We start from the raw sequence: 16858 nt of genomic DNA on the forward strand, positions 1-16858 counted from the left end.
GGACCGAGACTTCTTCATATTCCGACTGGTCAAACTCTACGCCTAAAAATTTAACACTTCTAACTGCCAAATTTAACATATGCACCGCCATTTCGGCTTGACCCCTTTTCCCATCTCCTCTAAAGAACATGTTTAGGCAAGAAAGAGCCCATACTGTTGGATTTGTATCATATCCATATAGGCTATCCTTAACAATTTCATATGAACTTTCAACAGTACACTTCTTCTTTAGTGAATCAAAAGCAGATACAAGGAAACCTCCTGTGCCACAGGCTAAGTCAATCACCTTATCTCCGATATTTACACCAATCAAGTCAACACATAGTCGTGTAATATGACGAGGCGTGAACACAATACCCATTGCATTATTGTCATATCCGTATCTTAAAAATGCCTCATAGAACATCCCGAGAAAGTCTGCGTCGGATTGGAGGACTGCTCGTATGTTGAGTTGTTTAAGCAATGAAATTATGCGGAAAATATAGGGATTGAGCCTGTCATAGTCATTACCTGTCAAGCTTATGGCTTGAATGAGACGACCTTTGTTTTTGGGATTTAGATTGCTGCTATTATTTATGACGTTGTATGTAAGTCGGTTTAATTCATTTAATACATCTTGCGTATCTGGTGCTATATCTCCTGCATATAAGGCTGTTGTGATAGCCCCGACTACTTTGGGCCGTAGTACTGGCTCCACCTTTGCTTTACGTAATATGTTGGATAAATCGATGGCTGCGTCGATAAATGCAGCACTGGATGGAATTTCTACTTCAACTGTGTTGTTGTCAGCAGCCAATATGGTTGCACATTCTTTTTTTGATGGAATGGCTGTTAGTTCTGACCCTTTTGATGTTATGGGTGACCATATTCCATCTTTGTAATACTTTATTTTTACAATGTAGCCAGACTCGTCATCACCGGCAATACCAATAGCTATTTTAATGGTATATTTACCATTGGCATTAATTATGTCAGCGTATTCTACTGCTTCATCAATAGCGTTTTGAAATTTTTTGAAATTGTTTTTTGTTTCAATAATCAATTTCGGTTCACCATTGAATGTGAATAGAAAATCAGGTCGCTTTGTGCCTAACCCTATGCCGGGGAAATAGGAGACGATTTCTTGTTCTTCAAGAATATCACCTCCTTTGTCGGGATGACATATATTCCAACCTTTCTTTTGAGATACTTCTCTTGTGAAATATCTTGCTCGAGATTCTGCTCGTTTAGTCTTTGCCATAGTTATTGCAAAGATAGCTAATATGATAGATATATTGCAAGAAATTAATAAATAAATGAAAAAAGATGATTGAAATAGATGCCGTATCTGTCTGTGTCAGTCGACTCGGATTAGTGTGAGACCGTCGCGGAGGGGGAGGATGACTGAGGCGAGGCGGGAATGGGTGGCTACGTAGGTGTTGAAGGCATCGAGCCCGAGAGTCTGCGCGTCGTGGTTTTTGACGGTGTCGTAGACTTTGCCGTCCCAGAGAGTATTGTCGGCGATGATGAATGTCCCGGGGCGCAAAGTGGGTAGCAGAAGGTCAAGATAGGCGATATAGTCGCGTTTGTTGGCGTCGATATATATAAGGTCCCACGTCTCGTTAAGAGTCGGGATAACTTTAAGGGCGTCGCCTATATGGAGCGTGATGCGTTCTCCGCCGGGCGATGTGGCGAAGAGTTCGGTCAGTTCGTCCTCCATCTCGTCGTCGACCTCGATGGTGTGCACATGGCCTCCGTCGGGGAGAGTCTCGGCCAGACACAGGGCCGAGTAGCCGGTGAATGTCCCGAGTTCGAGCACGCGCATGGGGTTTATCATCGACACGAGCATGGCCAGCATGCGTCCCTGGAGATGGCCTGAACACATGCGCGGATAGAGGTGATTGAGATGTGTGCGACGATAGAGCCTGGCCAGGTGGTCAGGCTCGGGTGATATGTGGGCGAGAATGTAGTCCTCCACGATTTTTATGAGAGTTATTTCAGTTCATGATTATGGCCTGAGCCGCGAGGAAGTAGGAGTTGAGTCCGAAACCGGCGATGGAGCCGCGACATACCGGAGCTATGAGCGAAGTGTGGCGTATGGCTTCGCGTGAGGCGATGTTGGATATGTGCACCTCGATTACGGGGATGCTTATGGCCTTGATTGCGTCGGCTATGGCGAGCGATGTGTGGGTGTAGGCTCCGGCGTTAAGGATGATGCCGTCACACTCGGCGCGGTGCAGAGCGTCGATGATGTCGCCTTCGTGGTTGCTCTGGAAGTAGTCAATCTCGTCTCCGTCGAGCATTTCGCGCAGTTCGAGCAGATAGGATTCAAATGTCTGCGAGCCGTATATGTCAGGCTCGCGTGTGCCGAGAAGGTTGAGGTTAGGGCCGTTTATGATTAATATTTTCATTTTAGGGAAATGCCTTGGTGGTTGTGACTATGCTGTGACGAGTATGTGTACGGCTATCGACGATAGCAGCATTACCGCGAGCAGTATCCATGTGAGATAGGGCCGCTGAAAGTAGGCACGCCATGCGAGATAGCCCGAGAGTATCATATAGAACGGGTATATCCACAGGAGTGTCTTAGTGACGGATGCGTCGGGCGCACACTGCGACAGGAGCGAGGGGAGGGTGAAGACGGGAAGGGTGAATATGATTATCAGAAATGTCACCCACTTGGGAGGAGTCATGACTAATGGGATTGATATGGCTGTTGTGACTGATGAGGGGAGTGGCGTCTATTGACCCTCCTTGTAGGCTTTGACTGTGCGGCGTATGCCTTCGGTGAGGTCTATCTGCGGGTCGAAGCCAAAGTCGCGCTGTGCGGGCGAGATGTCGCACGACCAGTTGCGCTGGGCCATGATGTTGTATTTGTCGGAATTGAGCGTGACGGCCTGCATCTTGGCCGCGCCCCATTTCTCGCTTATCTTACAGGCGATGGAGAGAGCCCATAGCGGCAGGCGCACCGGGATGACCAGGCTGCGGCCGAGAGCTTTGGCCACGATGCGGCGAAACTCCTTCTGGGTGTAGGCTCTCGGCTCGGAGATGATGTATTTGCGATGGAGCGGTGCGCGCTCGATGGCATCGAAGATAGCCCGTGCGAGGTCTTCGACATAGATGAACGTTAGCATCTGACGGCGCATGCCCACACCGAAGTCAAAGTGTGAGTCGATGGTCTTGATCATCATCAGATAGTCCTGCTCATGAGGTCCGTAGACCCCAGTGGGACGCAGCACTATCCACGGGAAGTCCTTGGGCAGCGACTGGAGAAAGGTTTCGGCCTTGATTTTCGACAGTCCGTAGCGAGTGTTGGGGTTGGGGATGGAGTCGCCCGAGAGGGGAGTGTAGTTTTTCTCGTCGCCGGGGCCGATGGCCGAGAGCGACGACATGTAGACCATGCGCTCGGGCACCGCGCCTACATCCCGGAGCGTCTCCACGAAGTCGCGCAGATACACATAATTGATGCGGTTGAAGTCCATAAAGTTGACACACTTCGTGGCTCCGAGGTTATACACGATATAATCCCAGCGGTGGCCTTTGAGCTGCTCGGCCAGCCGCTCGGGGTTGTCATAGTCGAGAGTGATGAACTGCAGGGCCGGGTCGGTGAGATAGCGGCGCGAGGTCGACTCTCTGACACCGCACCACGTCTCGTAGCCGCGGCGCAGCGACTCGGCGGCGATGAATCCTCCGATAAAGCCTCCGGCTCCTACTATGAGTACTTTTTTCTGTGGCATGATGGCTGAAAAAATGAGTGTTTACGAAATTGCGGGGTGGGGGAGAGGAGGTGGAAATGACCCTGCCGGGGTCAGACGAGCTGAGCGAACAGGTCGATATATTTCCGGGCCACGACCTGCGGGCTGAAGTTATCGCGCACAAACCGGTGCTGGTCATCGCGCGGTATGTCGGCGTCGAGAGCCCACATGATGCCCTTGGCAATGTCGAGCGTGTCGCGCGACGCGGCCACATATCCGTTGTCCAGATGGCTCACGAGCTCCTCGCGCGAATCGCCTCCGCACACTACGGGCACCGCTCCCGAGGCCATGCCTTCGATCACGGTGTCGGAGACATTCTCGAGAGTTGCGGTCGAGAGTATCACTTTGGCCGAACTGTAGAGATAGCGCAGTATCTTGGGGTCATTGACCCGTCCGAGCCAGCGGTGTGACATGCACAGGCGGTCAAGCACCTCGGGGTTGCGCAGGCAGCCGAAGAGATAGACAGCCGTGTCGGTGGCCGTCTCGGGATAGTTGTCAAATATATGGTTGAGGGCGTCGATGGCATAGTCGAGCCCCTTTGACGGTTCGTCAAGCCGATTGGCCCCCATGAGTATGAGATGAGGTTTCGACAGGGTGAGGAGCGAGTCGATGTGTCGTGGCTGGGCGGTATAGTAATGGTCGACCGGCATAGGGTTGGGGATAGTCATCACCGGCATGTTGCGCAGCAGCGAGGAGCTGCGGGCCTTGTGTTCGAGCCACCGGCTGTCGGTGACAAACGTCACGGGAATGTCGGCATAGAGGCGCATCTTGCGCTTCCACATGCGGTGTGACAGGTCGCCCCGGTGTCCGCCCCCTTTGAGATACATGCAGTTGCCGCACGTGTCGGTGAAATAGTCACACTCATAGGCCTGGTGACATACTCCCGTGAAGGCCCACATGTCGTGGAGAGTCCATACAATCTTCTTGCCCGCCTCATGCAGACGTCGTATGCCGCGGAGGTTCATCAGACCGAGATTTATCCAGTTGAGACACACTATGTCGGCCTCTCTGACCCACGGATGGTTGTGGATATTGACGGCCAGCGTGCCGGTCGAGACTACATAATTGCCGTGGCTTGAGCGGTCGCAGTGAGCCATCACAAAGAGGCGTTCGGCACAGTAACGTATGCTGCGCGAGAGAGGCGTCCCGACCTCCGAGACGTTGGTCTCGCTCGAGCTGCGGGTGTACACCACCATACGTACGTCGAGCCCCTCGCGACGCAATGCCTGCATGAGCCGGAATGTGGCCTTGGCGGCACAGCCGAGAGTGTCGCTGTGATTCACGAGCACTATCTTCTTGCCTTTGAGCGAAGCGGACAGCGATGATGCAGCCGGTAAGTTATCGTTTGTTGGATTTGACATCCTTTGACGGTGTGTTTTTTGTACTGTTTTTCGTGCTGTCTTTAGTCTTGATTATGTCACCTACGTTGACAAGATTCACCGAGCTGAGTTGCAGACGGGCCTCGAGATACCGCTCAAGTTCGTGTTGCCTGGCCGCCGGCATAGGAGTGGAGTATGATACGAGAGCCACATTGACAGTGTCGAGCGACGCGGTGGCGATGTTGCCGAATATAGCCCTGGATATTGCCAGCTCCTTGACCTGTGGAAACAGCACTCTCACTTCGGGTGCCAGACGTCCCGAGATGGTGTCGTTGAGCCGGGCGGTGGCTATGACGGCCCTGAGCGAGTCTATGGTGGCCTGTCCGGCCGCTATCGATGTCTGGGCCATCTCGTAGATGTCGCGCACCGACGAGCCCTGCATGGCCTTGATGTCGGGCGTATCGCCCTGGATAATGTTGAGGCTCGTCCCGCCCAGACCGTAGAAGCCGAGCCGCGACGACAGCGCGAGATTGAGCGAATCGGCCGATAGCACCTTGCCGATGAGCGTGATGGTCAGAGTGCGCTTGCCGTGGTCGACCGACGCGTCGCTGCTCAGCACACGTGTGGCCGGAAAGCGGCATTCATGAGCCACAAAACGGTCGGCATTAGCTGTGAATCGGCTCATGGTGAGCATATTGTAGGTGAGATAGAGCGACGGTAGCAGCGTGAGCACTGCCACAGAGTAGACGATGCGCCTCACCTTGCGGGCGCGGCGCGGATTGTCGGTCTCCACGGGGTGATAATGCATGAGCTTGACCCCGATGAAGGTGGCCAGGGCTATGTAGATGGAGTTGATGAGAAACAGATAAAACGCTCCGAAGAAATAGTTGGGCTGCCATGTGGCCAGTCCGTAGCCTGCGGTGCATAGCGGAGGCATGAGAGCCGTGGCTATGGCTACGCCCGGAATGACATTGCCCTTTGACTTCGAGCCGATGGCTATGATGCCGGCCCCGCCGCCGAAAAATCCTATCAGCACGTCATAGATGGTGGGTGACGTGCGGGCCAACAGCTCGCTGTGGCCTTCGCTCACTGGCGAGATGAGAAAATAGAGCGTCGAGGTGAGCACGCTGAACCCCGTGGCCATCACAAGATTGCGCATGGCGCGCTTGATGAGGTCAAAGTCGCGCACGCCCACTCCCAGACCGATGCCGATGATGGGGCCCATGAGCGGCGATATGAGCATCGCGCCGATGATGACGGCTGTCGAGTTGGTGTTGAGGCCCAGCGAGGCTATGAAGATGGCCAGGATAAGGATAAGGATATTGGTGCCGCGAAAGGTCACACTGTCGCGGATGGTCTGCTCGGCTTCCTCCTGGCTGATGAGATAGTCGGTCAGAGAGAAGTACTGTACGAAATATTGTCGGAGAGCGTTGGCTTTAATCATTTTTCGTAAGAAAGGCTCATTGAACTGAGGCGGGGGATAACATTACACAGACGAACGCACGAGGCTCTTGATCTCGTCGACCACATTGATGATGTAGTCGCCTATCTTCTCGAGCGAGGCCACTATGTCCATGTAATAGATGCCCGCCTGATATTCATACTTGTGGGCATTGATATTCTCCACATTGCCCGTGCGGAGCTGATTGCGCAGATTATTGATCTCGCGCTCATAGTTGTAAGATGATATTATATCCTTCTCCTGGGCATGCTCGCTGTCGCGCAGAAGCAATATCTGGTTGGTCATGGCGGCCTCCACGGCTATGAACATCGAGTCGATGTTGTGATATATTCCGTCGCTGAAATGCACGTCACCCTCGCGTTTGCGTATGAGCACCTTGCCTATGCCGAAACAGCAGTCGGCTATGCTCTCGATTTCGCTCACGATGCGAAACATCGCCGCGATCCTGTGCTTGCCCTCGTTGGAGAGGCGGCCCTCCGAGCATCGGTTGAGATAGTCGGCGATCTCTATCTCCATGCGGTCGGAAATCTCCTCATACTTCTCCAGGCGCGAGAATTGTTTGGTAAACTCGTCCGAGTCGGTCTTGATGTGCACGATGTTCTGCGCCATGCCTATCATGCGCTGCACGCGCTGGGCGTAGACCACGATCTCCTTCTCGGCCTGGGAGATGTTGAGCTCCGACGCGCTGACCATACCGGCCGATATAAACTTGAGCTGAAACTCCTCGCCGTGGGTCGAGGTGACCGGCACAAGCCGCTCGACTATCTTGACATACAGTCCGGTGAGCCATATCATTATGGAGAGGTTGATGAGATTGAACACGGTGTGAAACACCGACAGGCCTATCGACACGCTCTGCTGCATGGCCGCTATCTGAGCCGTCACCGGGTGGCCGGCGGGCAGAGAGTTGTCAAACAGGTGGTCGTAGGTGGCAGGGTCGGTGGCCTCGATATTGTTGACAAATGCCGAGAGGGCCCCCGGGTCGCCCTGGCCCAGCTCCTCGGTGAGCCATTGGGCGAAGTGGCAGAACGGAAAGAAGATGGCCAGCGTCCAGGCCGTGCCCAGAAAGTTAAACAGCAGATGGCCCATGGCGGTTCGCTTGGCTGCCACATTTCCGCCCATTGATGCCATGAGTGGCGTGATGGTGGTGCCTATGTTGGAGCCAAGCACCAGCGCGCACGACAGGTCAAAGTCGATCCAACCCTTGCTGCACATGATGAGCGTGATGGCAAACGTGGCCGCGCTCGACTGGATGACCATCGTGAGCATCATGCCCACAAACGTGAATATCAGCACCGAAACGAAGCCCATCGAGGTGTAACGCTCCAGGAATGCAAACATCTCGGGATTGCTCTGGAGGTCGGGGACATAGGTGCTGATGAGGTCAAGACCCATGAAGAGAAACGCGAAGCCTATAAAAAATTCGCCTATCGACTTGTTGCGGCTCGACTTGGCAAACAGCAACGGTATCGACAGGCCTATGACCGGCAATACAAACGCCGAAATATTGACTTTAAATCCAAACAGGGCTATCACCCATGCTGTGAACGTGGTGCCCACGTTGGCTCCCATGATTACAGCCATCGACTGGCCCAGCGACATCAGACCCGCGTTGACAAAACTCACCACCATCACTGTCGAGGCCGATGAACTCTGTATAAGGGCCGTGATGAGGATGCCTGTGAGCATGCCTGTGAAGCGGTTGCGGGTCATGGCTGAGAGAATGTTGCGCAGACGGTCGCCCGCGGCTTTCTGCAAGCCTTCGCTCATCACTTTCATTCCATAGAGAAACAAGGCCACTGAGCCAAACAGACATAGCAGGTCTAAAAAACTGTAACTCATGATGTTTTAAGTTGTCATTGTGATAGTTGGCATGGAGACGCGCCGGAGAGCACACACTTCACCGATGCAAAGATATAACATTTTTTTACTTTTTCAAACAACTCAGTGGGCGGAATTATGATTAATTTTGCAGTAAAGTTTTACGATACGACGACTCGCAGAGGCGGGGCTGGTATGAAAAAAGACGTTTTTTCGTTTTTTAGTTTCTTTCGATCATTCAGAACTTCGCACATTCTAATAGCCATCGGGAAGAAGCGATCGGGATTGCGTCCACCGAAGATTATGACAAGCAGTAGTCTGTTACCCTCGCGGCGGCAGGCCGTTTGCGCATATATGTCTTCGCGTGGGTTGCTGCGATTGTTGTAATCCAATAGATGACAGGTAGTGCGAAGACCTTGAATGATGTAGGATGTCAACGAAGATGCATCCCACGTTTTTGTTTCATGACCGGGTCTTTGCATATACTTGTCATTGGAGTCTCTATCGTAATGCCACCGATTTTTTAAAATTATTACTCCGGCCATAGGGATGACGGCCTCCACCTTAATATAATATATGTCATATGGAACCGATAGGCACCATGATTAAGGAAGAGCTGGAGCGTCAGGAGCGCACGGTGTCGTGGCTCGCTCGAAAACTCAACTGTGACCGCTCAAACATCTACCGGCTATTTCAGAAACACTCCATCGACACGGCACTGCTACAACGCCTGTCAGTCATACTCGGGCGGGATTTCTTCTCCGACCTAAGCAATAATCTTTCAGTCAGAAAGGGTAGAAATGAGGCATAATTCGTTGCGTATGCGAATTATGCCTCATTTCTGTGTCAATCCCGCTACGTCATGGCCCGCGCAGTGAATTTTCTTTGCTATAACTTTGTAGAGCATTTCGCGCCCTGTTTCCGCAGTTCAACCTCTGCGGCTATGAAAATACCTATAAACAGTTGTGCAATAAGGCTATATAATAGGGCGGCTATGACAGCGAAATAAATCTTTAACCAAAGTTATAACTTAATCAATTAACGTATGAACAAAAAATTCATCAACGGGTTTCTGCTCGCCTCCCTTGTAGTAGGGTCGGGTGGTATACTCTCTTCTTGCAAGGACTACGATGATGACATCGACCAGCTCAGACAAGAGGTGGCGGTCAACAAGTCGGCTATTGAGGACATCAATAGCAAGATAGCAGCCGGTGCTATCCTTGAAAGCGTGGAACCTAATGCCACAAACACAGGTATTATTGTGACCGTAACTAAGAACGGCTCCAAGCAGACCTTCGAAATCAAGAACGGTGTGAACGGTACCGACGCTGACGTCTGGACTATCGAACAGGATGCCAATGGCGCATACATGTGGGCCAAGAACGGTGTCCTCACCAATTATCCCGCTCAGGGTCCCAAGGGAGACAAGGGCGATCAGGGCGAAACCGGTGCTCAGGGTCCCCAGGGTCCTGCCGGAGAACAAGGTCCTGCCGGCCCCACCGGTGCTCAGGGTCCCCAGGGTCCTGCCGGAGAACAAGGTCCTGCCGGCCCCACCGGTCCTCAGGGTCCTCAGGGCGAGCAGGGTGTTCAGGGCAACTACTGGGCTCCCAATGCTGACGGCACAGAACTCGTTGAGCACGTGTGGAACGCTGAGACCAAGAAGTATGAGGCTACAGCCAATACTGTCAAGATCGCTATTACATATCCCGGCATCACCGCTGTTGTTGACAACGGATATGTATATCTTAACGGCGTAGAGACCGGCAAGGATGCCGACGGCAACCCCATCTATGGCAATGTAGCCATCTCTCGCAGCGGTCTTCTCACAGGCCTCGGCTTTATCCCCGCTCTCTATCTCGACGGTGTTGAGGGTACTCGTTTCGCGTATGTAAATGAAAACTATCTTTCACCTGTCGCCAGCGGCAAGAGCGGTAATGTGACCATCAACGGCGCATCGGTTGCTTATGAGATTCCCGCAGCTTCAAAGTGGGCTTTCAATACAAACGCCAAGTCGCCTTATCAGCTCAGCGAGAATGCAGAGGCTAACTTCAACCTCAATCCCGATAACGCCAATATAGAGGGCGTGAAGTTCAACTTCCTCCCCATCGCAAACATCGAGACTGTATCAGCTTCTCGCGCTGCTGCTCCCGAGCTCGTAATCAAGAGCACTGAGGATAAGAATGGCAAACTCGTTGTTACATACAACGTGAACAATCCCGCCTCAATGGCTTATACCGAAAATGGCAAGAATACTCTGCCTGTTACCGCTCTTAACGCAACACTCAAAGAAGATGCTGATGTCAATGCAGCCGGCGTAACCGGTGTGGTTACTTCCGACTACTTCAGCCTCGTAATGTCGCGCGTTAGATTCTCGGCTCTCAGCTTCATCGGTACTGCCGATCTCCACCTCGCTACAACAGGTGCTGACGCTATCGAGCAGAAGGGTGGCAAGGTTATCAAGCTTGCTTATACTCAGGCTGAGAAGTATGACCTTTCCAAGAATATCCGCATCTGCTATCAGCAGGCTGATTTCGGCAAGAACCTCGGCACCGCTGCCGAGAAGCAGATGTCTCTCAAAGAGGCTGCCGACAAGTGGGGTCTGACTGTAACTTACTCTATGATGGATTACAACATCGGTCAGTCAAAGACTCACGACTCACAGTATGCTTCAATCGATGCTAACGGTGTTGTAGACCTTAAGTATCTCAATGCAAGCAACCAGTGGGTATCTTGCGGCGATAACGACGCTTCTCGTTCGGCTATCGGTCGTCACCCTGTCGTAATGGTTAACCTTTGCAACGGCACCAACGTTGTCCTTACCGGTTACGTTATGTTTGAGATCACCGATGTTGCTCCTGCAATCTCCAACACCGGCATCGTTCTCGCTACCGGCGAACCCATGCCTTACCTCTGCACTTCGACCAACAAGGTTGTGAGCACATGGGCTACTACCACAAGCCAGGTTCTCTCAGTTCTCGGTAAGAGCGAAGAGCAGTTCAAGAGCGACTACGCCCTCGAAATCGGGACAACCTATGTTAAGGCTGCCAACTGGACAGAGAAGGAACAGTCATTCACCAAGGTTGCCAATAACAAGTATGGTATCCTCAACTATAACCCCGACTCACAGGCCGGTCCTACCAATGGCTTCCTCACATGGAACTACTCATTGGCTGCAGCTACCGAGATAGCCAAGCTCACCGCTGCTGACAAGCCCTCTACTGTTGAGCTCTTCGTTAAGTTTGTTAATACCAAGAACTCTGACGATTGCCTCTACCTCGGAGTATCGATCACCATCCTCCCCGCTCCCTCGATCACTTACGGAACACTCAACCCCAACCTCCTCGTTCCGGGTACCAATGACCAGGTGAGCATGTGTACTCTCGCCAAGAACAACACCCAGGGTAAGGACGTAACTTACTTCCAGGCACTTCTTGAGAGCTACTACACCGACAAGACTATCGTTCCCAGCTACATAGCTCCCACCGGTAACAAGTATCCCGCACTTTCTTCGATGACTCTTCCCCGCGAGTACTCGTTCACAACAGCTCAGCAGTCTGGTCTTGCTATCAGCGCAGACGGCAGCAAGCTCCTCAAGGGCACACAGCTCGTAGCTTCTATCGACAAGACTACCGGTAACGTAGTGTTCGAGCACACACCCGCTTCTCTTGAGCTCCTCAACAGCGCGAACGGAGTATATGCCAACGTACAGGTGCTTTCTCAGTACTGCAACGAGGCTGCCACAGTTGCTTCACCCGCTCACCTTGACTTCGTTGAGCAGACCAACAACGTGGTACGTATCAACTTCCGCAAGCCTGTGACTGTAGTAGGTGTAAACAACTATGAGGTTAAGCCCGACGGTATCAATCCTAAGAAAGAAGCTCTCGGTAACTTCTTCTCTATGACTGACTACTTCGGCAACGCCCTCTTCAACAATACCGCTGCAGGTTACGCTGACAACCAGGGTCTCTTCGGTTACTATCAGATCGAGTCTATCAAGGTTGATCTCACCGGCCTCTCTAACAATGGTGTTACATTCTCTGTTGAAGGTGCTACAAGCTCTAACAATGAGGTTTACACTATCGAGAATGCAGCAGGAGACCTGACCGCTGACGTCCTCAATGATGTTAAGGTTGTATGTGACTACACCAGCGAGGTGCTCGAGCAGACCGTAACAGTTAAGATTCCTGTAACTGTAACTTACTACTGGGGTACTCAGAAAGTTGAGGCTACTGTAACAGTTAAGCCCAACCGCAACAACTAACTTTTAAATAGTGATTAATGGCAGAAGAGCACTGGCCTGAGTGCCGGTGCTCTTTTGTAAATCATTCGGCATAAGACGATGAAGAAACTATTCATGATAATCTCCTGTTCGCTCATGCTGTGGGCTTGCGGAAGCAATAGCGGTCAGAAAGAGACCGCCGTGCGCACCGTGGCCGACATAGAACAGGAATTTGCATCGACCCTCTCGGCCTCCGACACCACATGTGTGCTCGCACTCGCGACCGAATTTCTTGACAGCATCAAGGCCGGCAACGTGCAGTGGGCCGTCGAGACACTCTGCGAGCTTGACTCTACGGGTCGGGTGATGCCTCTGGGCGAGGATTCACGCAAGCGCGTGGCGCGTCGCTTTGAGATGTTTCCCGTGGTGAGCTATGAGCTTGACTATTATAGTTTCTTCATGCCGACGCTCAACGACTTGAAATATCGCACATATTTCGGGGAGCGTCAGGAGGGGGAGACGGGAGGTCCGTCAATGGCCGTGATGTTTAACCCCGTAAAGGATTCGGGCCAATGGTATCTGTGTCTCAAAGAGGCATCGCAGCCCGCTAAGGATGCGGCCAACGCGCTCAATCCCGACCTGATTATTGAAGGAAAATAGATTGACCACACATAATTATTCAATAAGTCGTGAGTCCGCATGGCGTTGTGAAACGCTATGCGGACATTTTTTATACCACTGTTTATGGGGGACAAATTATGGGGGGATACAAATTATGAGGGGGATACAAAAGTTTCATAAGTTCAATAAGAAACAAAAGTTTTTTATGGGGGATACAAATTATGAGGGGGATACAAAAGTTTCATAAGTTCAATAAGAAACAAAAGTTTTTTATGGGGGATACAAATTATGAGGGGGATACAAAAGTTTCATAAGTTAATAAGAAACAAAAGTTTTTTTATTTCAGTGCATAAATCTGTCATTCCCGCACGGGCATCCCGCACATGCCACATCCCGCATGGGCGTCCGCAGGACGCAGATTTGATCGTAACCGGGTACACCGAAGCGCAGCGGAGGTGTGCCCGGAGTGGCACACTATAAAGAAATGATGTCCGACAGGACATCGGTTATCGTGAGAGGGAGTTGTATCAGCAATCACACCCTCTTTTTGTGCCACAAAAGGCTGCGAAAAATAATCTGTCTCAAAGTATAGTTTTGAAAAACATCGCGTTTTTTTATGTACTTTTATGAGTTTATAGTACATTTGTGTGTTATAAAGGATAATGACCCTGCAATAATGAATGAAAAGATGAAACGGATATTATTTGTGATGCTCATGGCAGTGGCCGCCGTAGGGGCCTGGGCCAAGGGTGAGGTAGAGTTTGCCTCGCGCGAGCATGATTTCGGCACCATCAAGGCCTCGGCCGGCGCGGTGACCGCCAACTATGAGTTTACCAATACCGGCGACGAGCCTGTGAGCATAGTCACCGTGACCAACGGCGGATGTGGCTGCACCAAGCCCTCGTTTCCGCTCCAGCCCATAGCCCCGGGTAAAAAGGGTGTGATAAAGATCAACTTCAATCCCGCCACATTTAAGGGCGAGTTTCGCCGCAGCGTCAAGGTGCAGTTCAGCAACTCGCGCAAGCGCACGGTGCTGAAATTTAACGGTGTGGTTATCCCGAAGTGAGATTTTAGAGTTTAAAGTTTAGTATATATGGCTCTTTTCAGAAGATATTTAGCCGCAATCCTGGGGGTGACGGCCGTCCTGACGGCAGGTGCCGAAAACAAGTGGATGAGTAAGGTGCACGATTTCGGAGCCTTTGACGAAAATCTCGGCACGGTCTACTGTGAGTTTAAGCTCGTCAACACCGGCACCGAGCCAATGGCCATCACCGGGGTGCGTGCCAACTGCGGATGCACACGTCCCGAGTATTCCAAAGAGCCGGTTGCTCCCGGCGACACGGCCGTCATAAGAGTGGGCTTTGACCCCAAGGGGCGTCCGGGACGGTTCTCCAAACGTATCAACGTCGACTGCAGTGCCGACCCGACGCGCTCGGTGCTCACCATCACCGGCACTGTCATAGGGTCATCCAACACTCTGCGCAGCCGTTATCCCGTGGAGGTCGGCCCGGTGAGGATGCGCACTTCCACCATAGCCTATGGCAAGGTGCTCAAAGGCGAGACCATGGGCCAGTATATTGACGCCTATAATGCCTCGTCCGACACCCTGCGTCCGCGTGTGGAGGGCGCGCCCAAGCATATCAAGGTCATAGTGCAGCCGGCTGTAGTGCCCCCGGGCGAGCAATTTATACTCTCCACCATATTACACAGCAACATGACACCGCAGTGGGGTATAGCGACCGACTCGCTGATGTTTTATCCCGACGCCCGGGCCACGGAGGGGCGCAAGGTGGAGACTGTGGCCGTCATCGAGGAGGATTTCTCCAAGTTCACGCCCGAACAGCAGGCCAAGGCCCCGCTGCTCGACACCGACCTGACAGCTATCGATCTCAGGAAACTCTCGCGCGGCGACAAGCCGGTCAAGGAGAAGTTTACCATAACCAACCGTGGCAAAAGTCCGCTCGTCATCCGAGCCATATCGTGTCCCGATCCGGCCGTGGAAATCTCTCTCAAAGACCGCACTATAAAGCCCGGCAAAAGTGCCAGGGTCGACGTGACGGTGACTCCGGCACGCATGACCCGAAGCGAGCTGCTCAACGCCCGCATCAATATTATTGCCAACGACCCGCTCCATCCCTCCACAATGGTGCGCGTGGTGGCCGAGATAGTGAAATAACCCTCTGGACCCTCATAGAAAACCATAGAAAAATGCAGCATATAGAGAACGATGAAAAGTATAACGCTCTGACCGTCAATCAGGGCGTGGCCCAGCCGCCGGTGGTCAATCCCTATCTCACACGCCGCCGCCCGCGTCGTATGCCGACTCCCGGCGAAATGGTCGAGGGCATACTCAAGGGTGACGTGACCATGTTGTCGCGCGCCGTGACGCTCGTCGAGAGCCTCTCGCCCGACCATGAGGCTCTGGCCCAGGAAGTGATAGAGAAGTGCCTGCCCCACTCGGGCCGTTCGCGCCGCATCGGCATCACGGGTGTGCCGGGGGCGGGCAAGAGCACGTCGATCGACGTGTTTGGTCTCCATGTGCTCAAGCGCGGAGGCAAACTCGCCGTGCTCGCAATCGACCCCTCGAGCGAGCGTACCAAGGGAAGTATACTTGGTGACAAGACCCGAATGGAGAAACTCTCCATCCACCCCTCGGCTTTCATACGCCCCAGCCCCTCGGCCGGTTCGCTCGGAGGAGTGGCCCGCAAGACTCGCGAGACCATAGTGCTGTGCGAGGCAGCCGGATATGACAATATCTTTGTCGAGACCGTGGGCGTTGGCCAGAGCGAGACAGCCGTTCACTCGATGGTCGACTTTTTCCTGCTCATACAGCTTGCCGGCACGGGCGATGAACTGCAGGGCATCAAGCGCGGCATCATGGAGATGGCCGACGGCATAGTGATCAACAAGGCCGACGGCGACAACATCCACCGCGCCGAGCTGGCCATGGCACAGTTTCGCAGCGCGCTCCATCTCTTCCCGCTCCCGGCTTCGGGATGGTCGCCCGAGGTGCTGACCTATTCGGGCTATTATGAGATAAACATCGACAAGGTGTGGGATATGATTGACCGCTACTTTGCGTTTGTCGAGGCCAACGGCTATTTTGAGCGCAAGCGCAGCGAGCAGGCGCGCTACTGGATGTATGAGACCATCGACTCTCAGCTCCGCTCTCATTTCTACAACAATCCCGACATCGAGCGCATGCTTGCCGACAAGGAGGTGCGTGTGCTCAACAATCAGCTCTCATCCTTCATCGCCGCCCGCGACATCCTTGACGCATATTTCAGCAATATGCACAAGTAGGAGGATTGGAGATACAAAACCCTCAAAATAAAAAGGGGATACAAAAGTCTCAAAAGTTTCATAAGAGACATAAGTTTTTTGGGTTTTAAGCCGTGCGGTCACATCGGCCGACGCACTCAAAACGTAAAGGACTTATGTCTCTTATGAAACTTTTGAGGCTTTTGTATCTATATGTGTCAAAAAAAGGCCGGGGGTGCATCGCTGCACTCTCCGGCCTAAAATTTGATATTACTGTCCGCTAAACTTTTTTTGAGCGATTGAAAAATTAGGGCTGATTCTTGCTAAGGCAAGCGACAAAAGTCGATTACCATTTGCAGGAGTCAGCCCTAATTAGTTATTTTTGGTGTCGTCAAACAAACCATGAATAACCATGAGCAAA

14 protein-coding genes are annotated in these 16858 nt (G+C 52.4%); 6 read left to right on the forward strand and 8 right to left on the reverse strand.

Features of this window, described 5'->3' with window-relative positions; translation table 11 throughout:
• From QGT73_RS14720 to QGT73_RS14755, 8 genes are all read right to left on the reverse strand, one after another.
• On the reverse strand, window positions 1-1240 hold a 1240-nt coding region (locus QGT73_RS14720; RefSeq protein WP_280122912.1), incomplete at its 3' end, for an HsdM family class I SAM-dependent methyltransferase.
• 96 nt (window positions 1241-1336) lie between these two features.
• On the reverse strand, window positions 1337-1960 hold the full coding sequence (locus QGT73_RS14725; RefSeq protein ID WP_425278410.1) for an O-methyltransferase: 624 nt from the start codon (window positions 1958-1960) through the stop codon (window positions 1337-1339).
• A gap of 16 nt (window positions 1961-1976) precedes the next feature.
• Window positions 1977-2390 (reverse strand): type II 3-dehydroquinate dehydratase, encoded by a 414-nt coding sequence (gene aroQ / locus QGT73_RS14730; RefSeq protein WP_123617773.1) that lies wholly within the window; start codon window positions 2388-2390, stop codon window positions 1977-1979.
• Window positions 2391-2417: 27 nt separating this feature from the next.
• A complete protein-coding gene (locus QGT73_RS14735) occupies window positions 2418-2672 on the reverse strand; it encodes a hypothetical protein (protein ID WP_123617774.1) in 255 nt (84 codons plus the stop codon).
• A 48-nt stretch (window positions 2673-2720) separates the two neighbouring features.
• Window positions 2721-3716 (reverse strand): NAD-dependent epimerase/dehydratase family protein, encoded by a 996-nt coding sequence (locus QGT73_RS14740; RefSeq protein ID WP_280122913.1) that lies wholly within the window; start codon window positions 3714-3716, stop codon window positions 2721-2723.
• 71 nt (window positions 3717-3787) lie between these two features.
• Window positions 3788-5095: a glycosyltransferase gene (locus QGT73_RS14745; RefSeq protein WP_280122914.1), complete on the reverse strand. Its 1308-nt coding sequence runs from the start codon at window positions 5093-5095 to the stop codon at window positions 3788-3790.
• Entirely contained in the window at window positions 5073-6497 is a 1425-nt protein-coding gene (locus tag QGT73_RS14750; RefSeq protein ID WP_280122915.1) for a TIGR00341 family protein, read from the reverse strand. The genes QGT73_RS14745 and QGT73_RS14750 overlap by 23 nt, the downstream gene beginning before the upstream one ends.
• Window positions 6498-6539: 42 nt before the next feature.
• Window positions 6540-8357, reverse strand: a complete 1818-nt coding sequence (locus QGT73_RS14755) for a Na/Pi cotransporter family protein (RefSeq protein WP_123617778.1) — start codon at window positions 8355-8357, stop codon at window positions 6540-6542.
• Window positions 8358-8919: 562 nt separating this feature from the next.
• Here QGT73_RS14755 and QGT73_RS14760 point away from each other — a divergent pair.
• The 6 genes from QGT73_RS14760 to meaB all read left to right on the forward strand — a co-directional run bounded on the left by QGT73_RS14760 (window position 8920) and on the right by meaB (window position 16479).
• Entirely contained in the window at window positions 8920-9147 is a 228-nt protein-coding gene (locus QGT73_RS14760; RefSeq protein WP_123617780.1) for an XRE family transcriptional regulator, read from the forward strand.
• 234 nt (window positions 9148-9381) lie between these two features.
• Window positions 9382-12597, forward strand: coding sequence for a collagen-like triple helix repeat-containing protein (locus QGT73_RS14765; RefSeq protein WP_280122916.1), 3216 nt, complete (start codon window positions 9382-9384; stop codon window positions 12595-12597).
• A gap of 78 nt (window positions 12598-12675) precedes the next feature.
• Window positions 12676-13215 carry a hypothetical protein gene (locus QGT73_RS14770; RefSeq protein WP_280122917.1) on the forward strand — a complete coding sequence of 180 codons (540 nt, stop codon included), beginning with the start codon at window positions 12676-12678 and terminating at the stop codon, window positions 13213-13215.
• A 649-nt stretch (window positions 13216-13864) separates the two neighbouring features.
• The gene (locus QGT73_RS14775; RefSeq protein ID WP_280122918.1) at window positions 13865-14242 is read left to right on the forward strand and encodes a DUF1573 domain-containing protein; all 378 of its coding nucleotides are present in this window, start codon (window positions 13865-13867) and stop codon (window positions 14240-14242) included.
• A 27-nt stretch (window positions 14243-14269) separates the two neighbouring features.
• Entirely contained in the window at window positions 14270-15352 is a 1083-nt protein-coding gene (locus QGT73_RS14780) for a DUF1573 domain-containing protein (protein ID WP_280122919.1), read from the forward strand.
• 32 nt (window positions 15353-15384) lie between these two features.
• Entirely contained in the window at window positions 15385-16479 is a 1095-nt protein-coding gene (gene meaB / locus QGT73_RS14785) for a methylmalonyl Co-A mutase-associated GTPase MeaB (RefSeq protein ID WP_280122920.1), read from the forward strand.
• The last annotated feature ends 379 nt before the right edge of the window (window positions 16480-16858 follow it).

Origin of the sequence: Duncaniella muricolitica (genome assembly GCF_910574735.1) — a bacterium.
Classification (GTDB): Bacteria; Bacteroidota; Bacteroidia; order Bacteroidales; family Muribaculaceae; genus Duncaniella; species Duncaniella muricolitica.

Excerpts from the sequence above, each read along its gene's own strand:
- aroQ (WP_123617773.1), bottom strand. The coding sequence starts at position 2,390 with ATGAAAATATTAATCATAAACGGCCCTAACCTCAACCTTCTCGGCACA.
- QGT73_RS14735 (WP_123617774.1), bottom strand. The coding sequence starts at position 2,672 with ATGACTCCTCCCAAGTGGGTGACATTTCTGATAATCATATTCACCCTT.
- QGT73_RS14740 (WP_280122913.1), bottom strand. The coding sequence starts at position 3,716 with ATGCCACAGAAAAAAGTACTCATAGTAGGAGCCGGAGGCTTTATCGGA.
- QGT73_RS14745 (WP_280122914.1), bottom strand. The coding sequence starts at position 5,095 with ATGTCAAATCCAACAAACGATAACTTACCGGCTGCATCATCGCTGTCC.
- QGT73_RS14750 (WP_280122915.1), bottom strand. The coding sequence starts at position 6,497 with ATGATTAAAGCCAACGCTCTCCGACAATATTTCGTACAGTACTTCTCT.
- QGT73_RS14755 (WP_123617778.1), bottom strand. The coding sequence starts at position 8,357 with ATGAGTTACAGTTTTTTAGACCTGCTATGTCTGTTTGGCTCAGTGGCC.
- QGT73_RS14760 (WP_123617780.1), top strand. The coding sequence starts at position 8,920 with ATGGAACCGATAGGCACCATGATTAAGGAAGAGCTGGAGCGTCAGGAG.
- QGT73_RS14765 (WP_280122916.1), top strand. The coding sequence starts at position 9,382 with ATGAACAAAAAATTCATCAACGGGTTTCTGCTCGCCTCCCTTGTAGTA.
- QGT73_RS14770 (WP_280122917.1), top strand. The coding sequence starts at position 12,676 with ATGAAGAAACTATTCATGATAATCTCCTGTTCGCTCATGCTGTGGGCT.
- QGT73_RS14775 (WP_280122918.1), top strand. The coding sequence starts at position 13,865 with ATGAAACGGATATTATTTGTGATGCTCATGGCAGTGGCCGCCGTAGGG.
- QGT73_RS14780 (WP_280122919.1), top strand. The coding sequence starts at position 14,270 with ATGGCTCTTTTCAGAAGATATTTAGCCGCAATCCTGGGGGTGACGGCC.
- meaB (WP_280122920.1), top strand. The coding sequence starts at position 15,385 with ATGCAGCATATAGAGAACGATGAAAAGTATAACGCTCTGACCGTCAAT.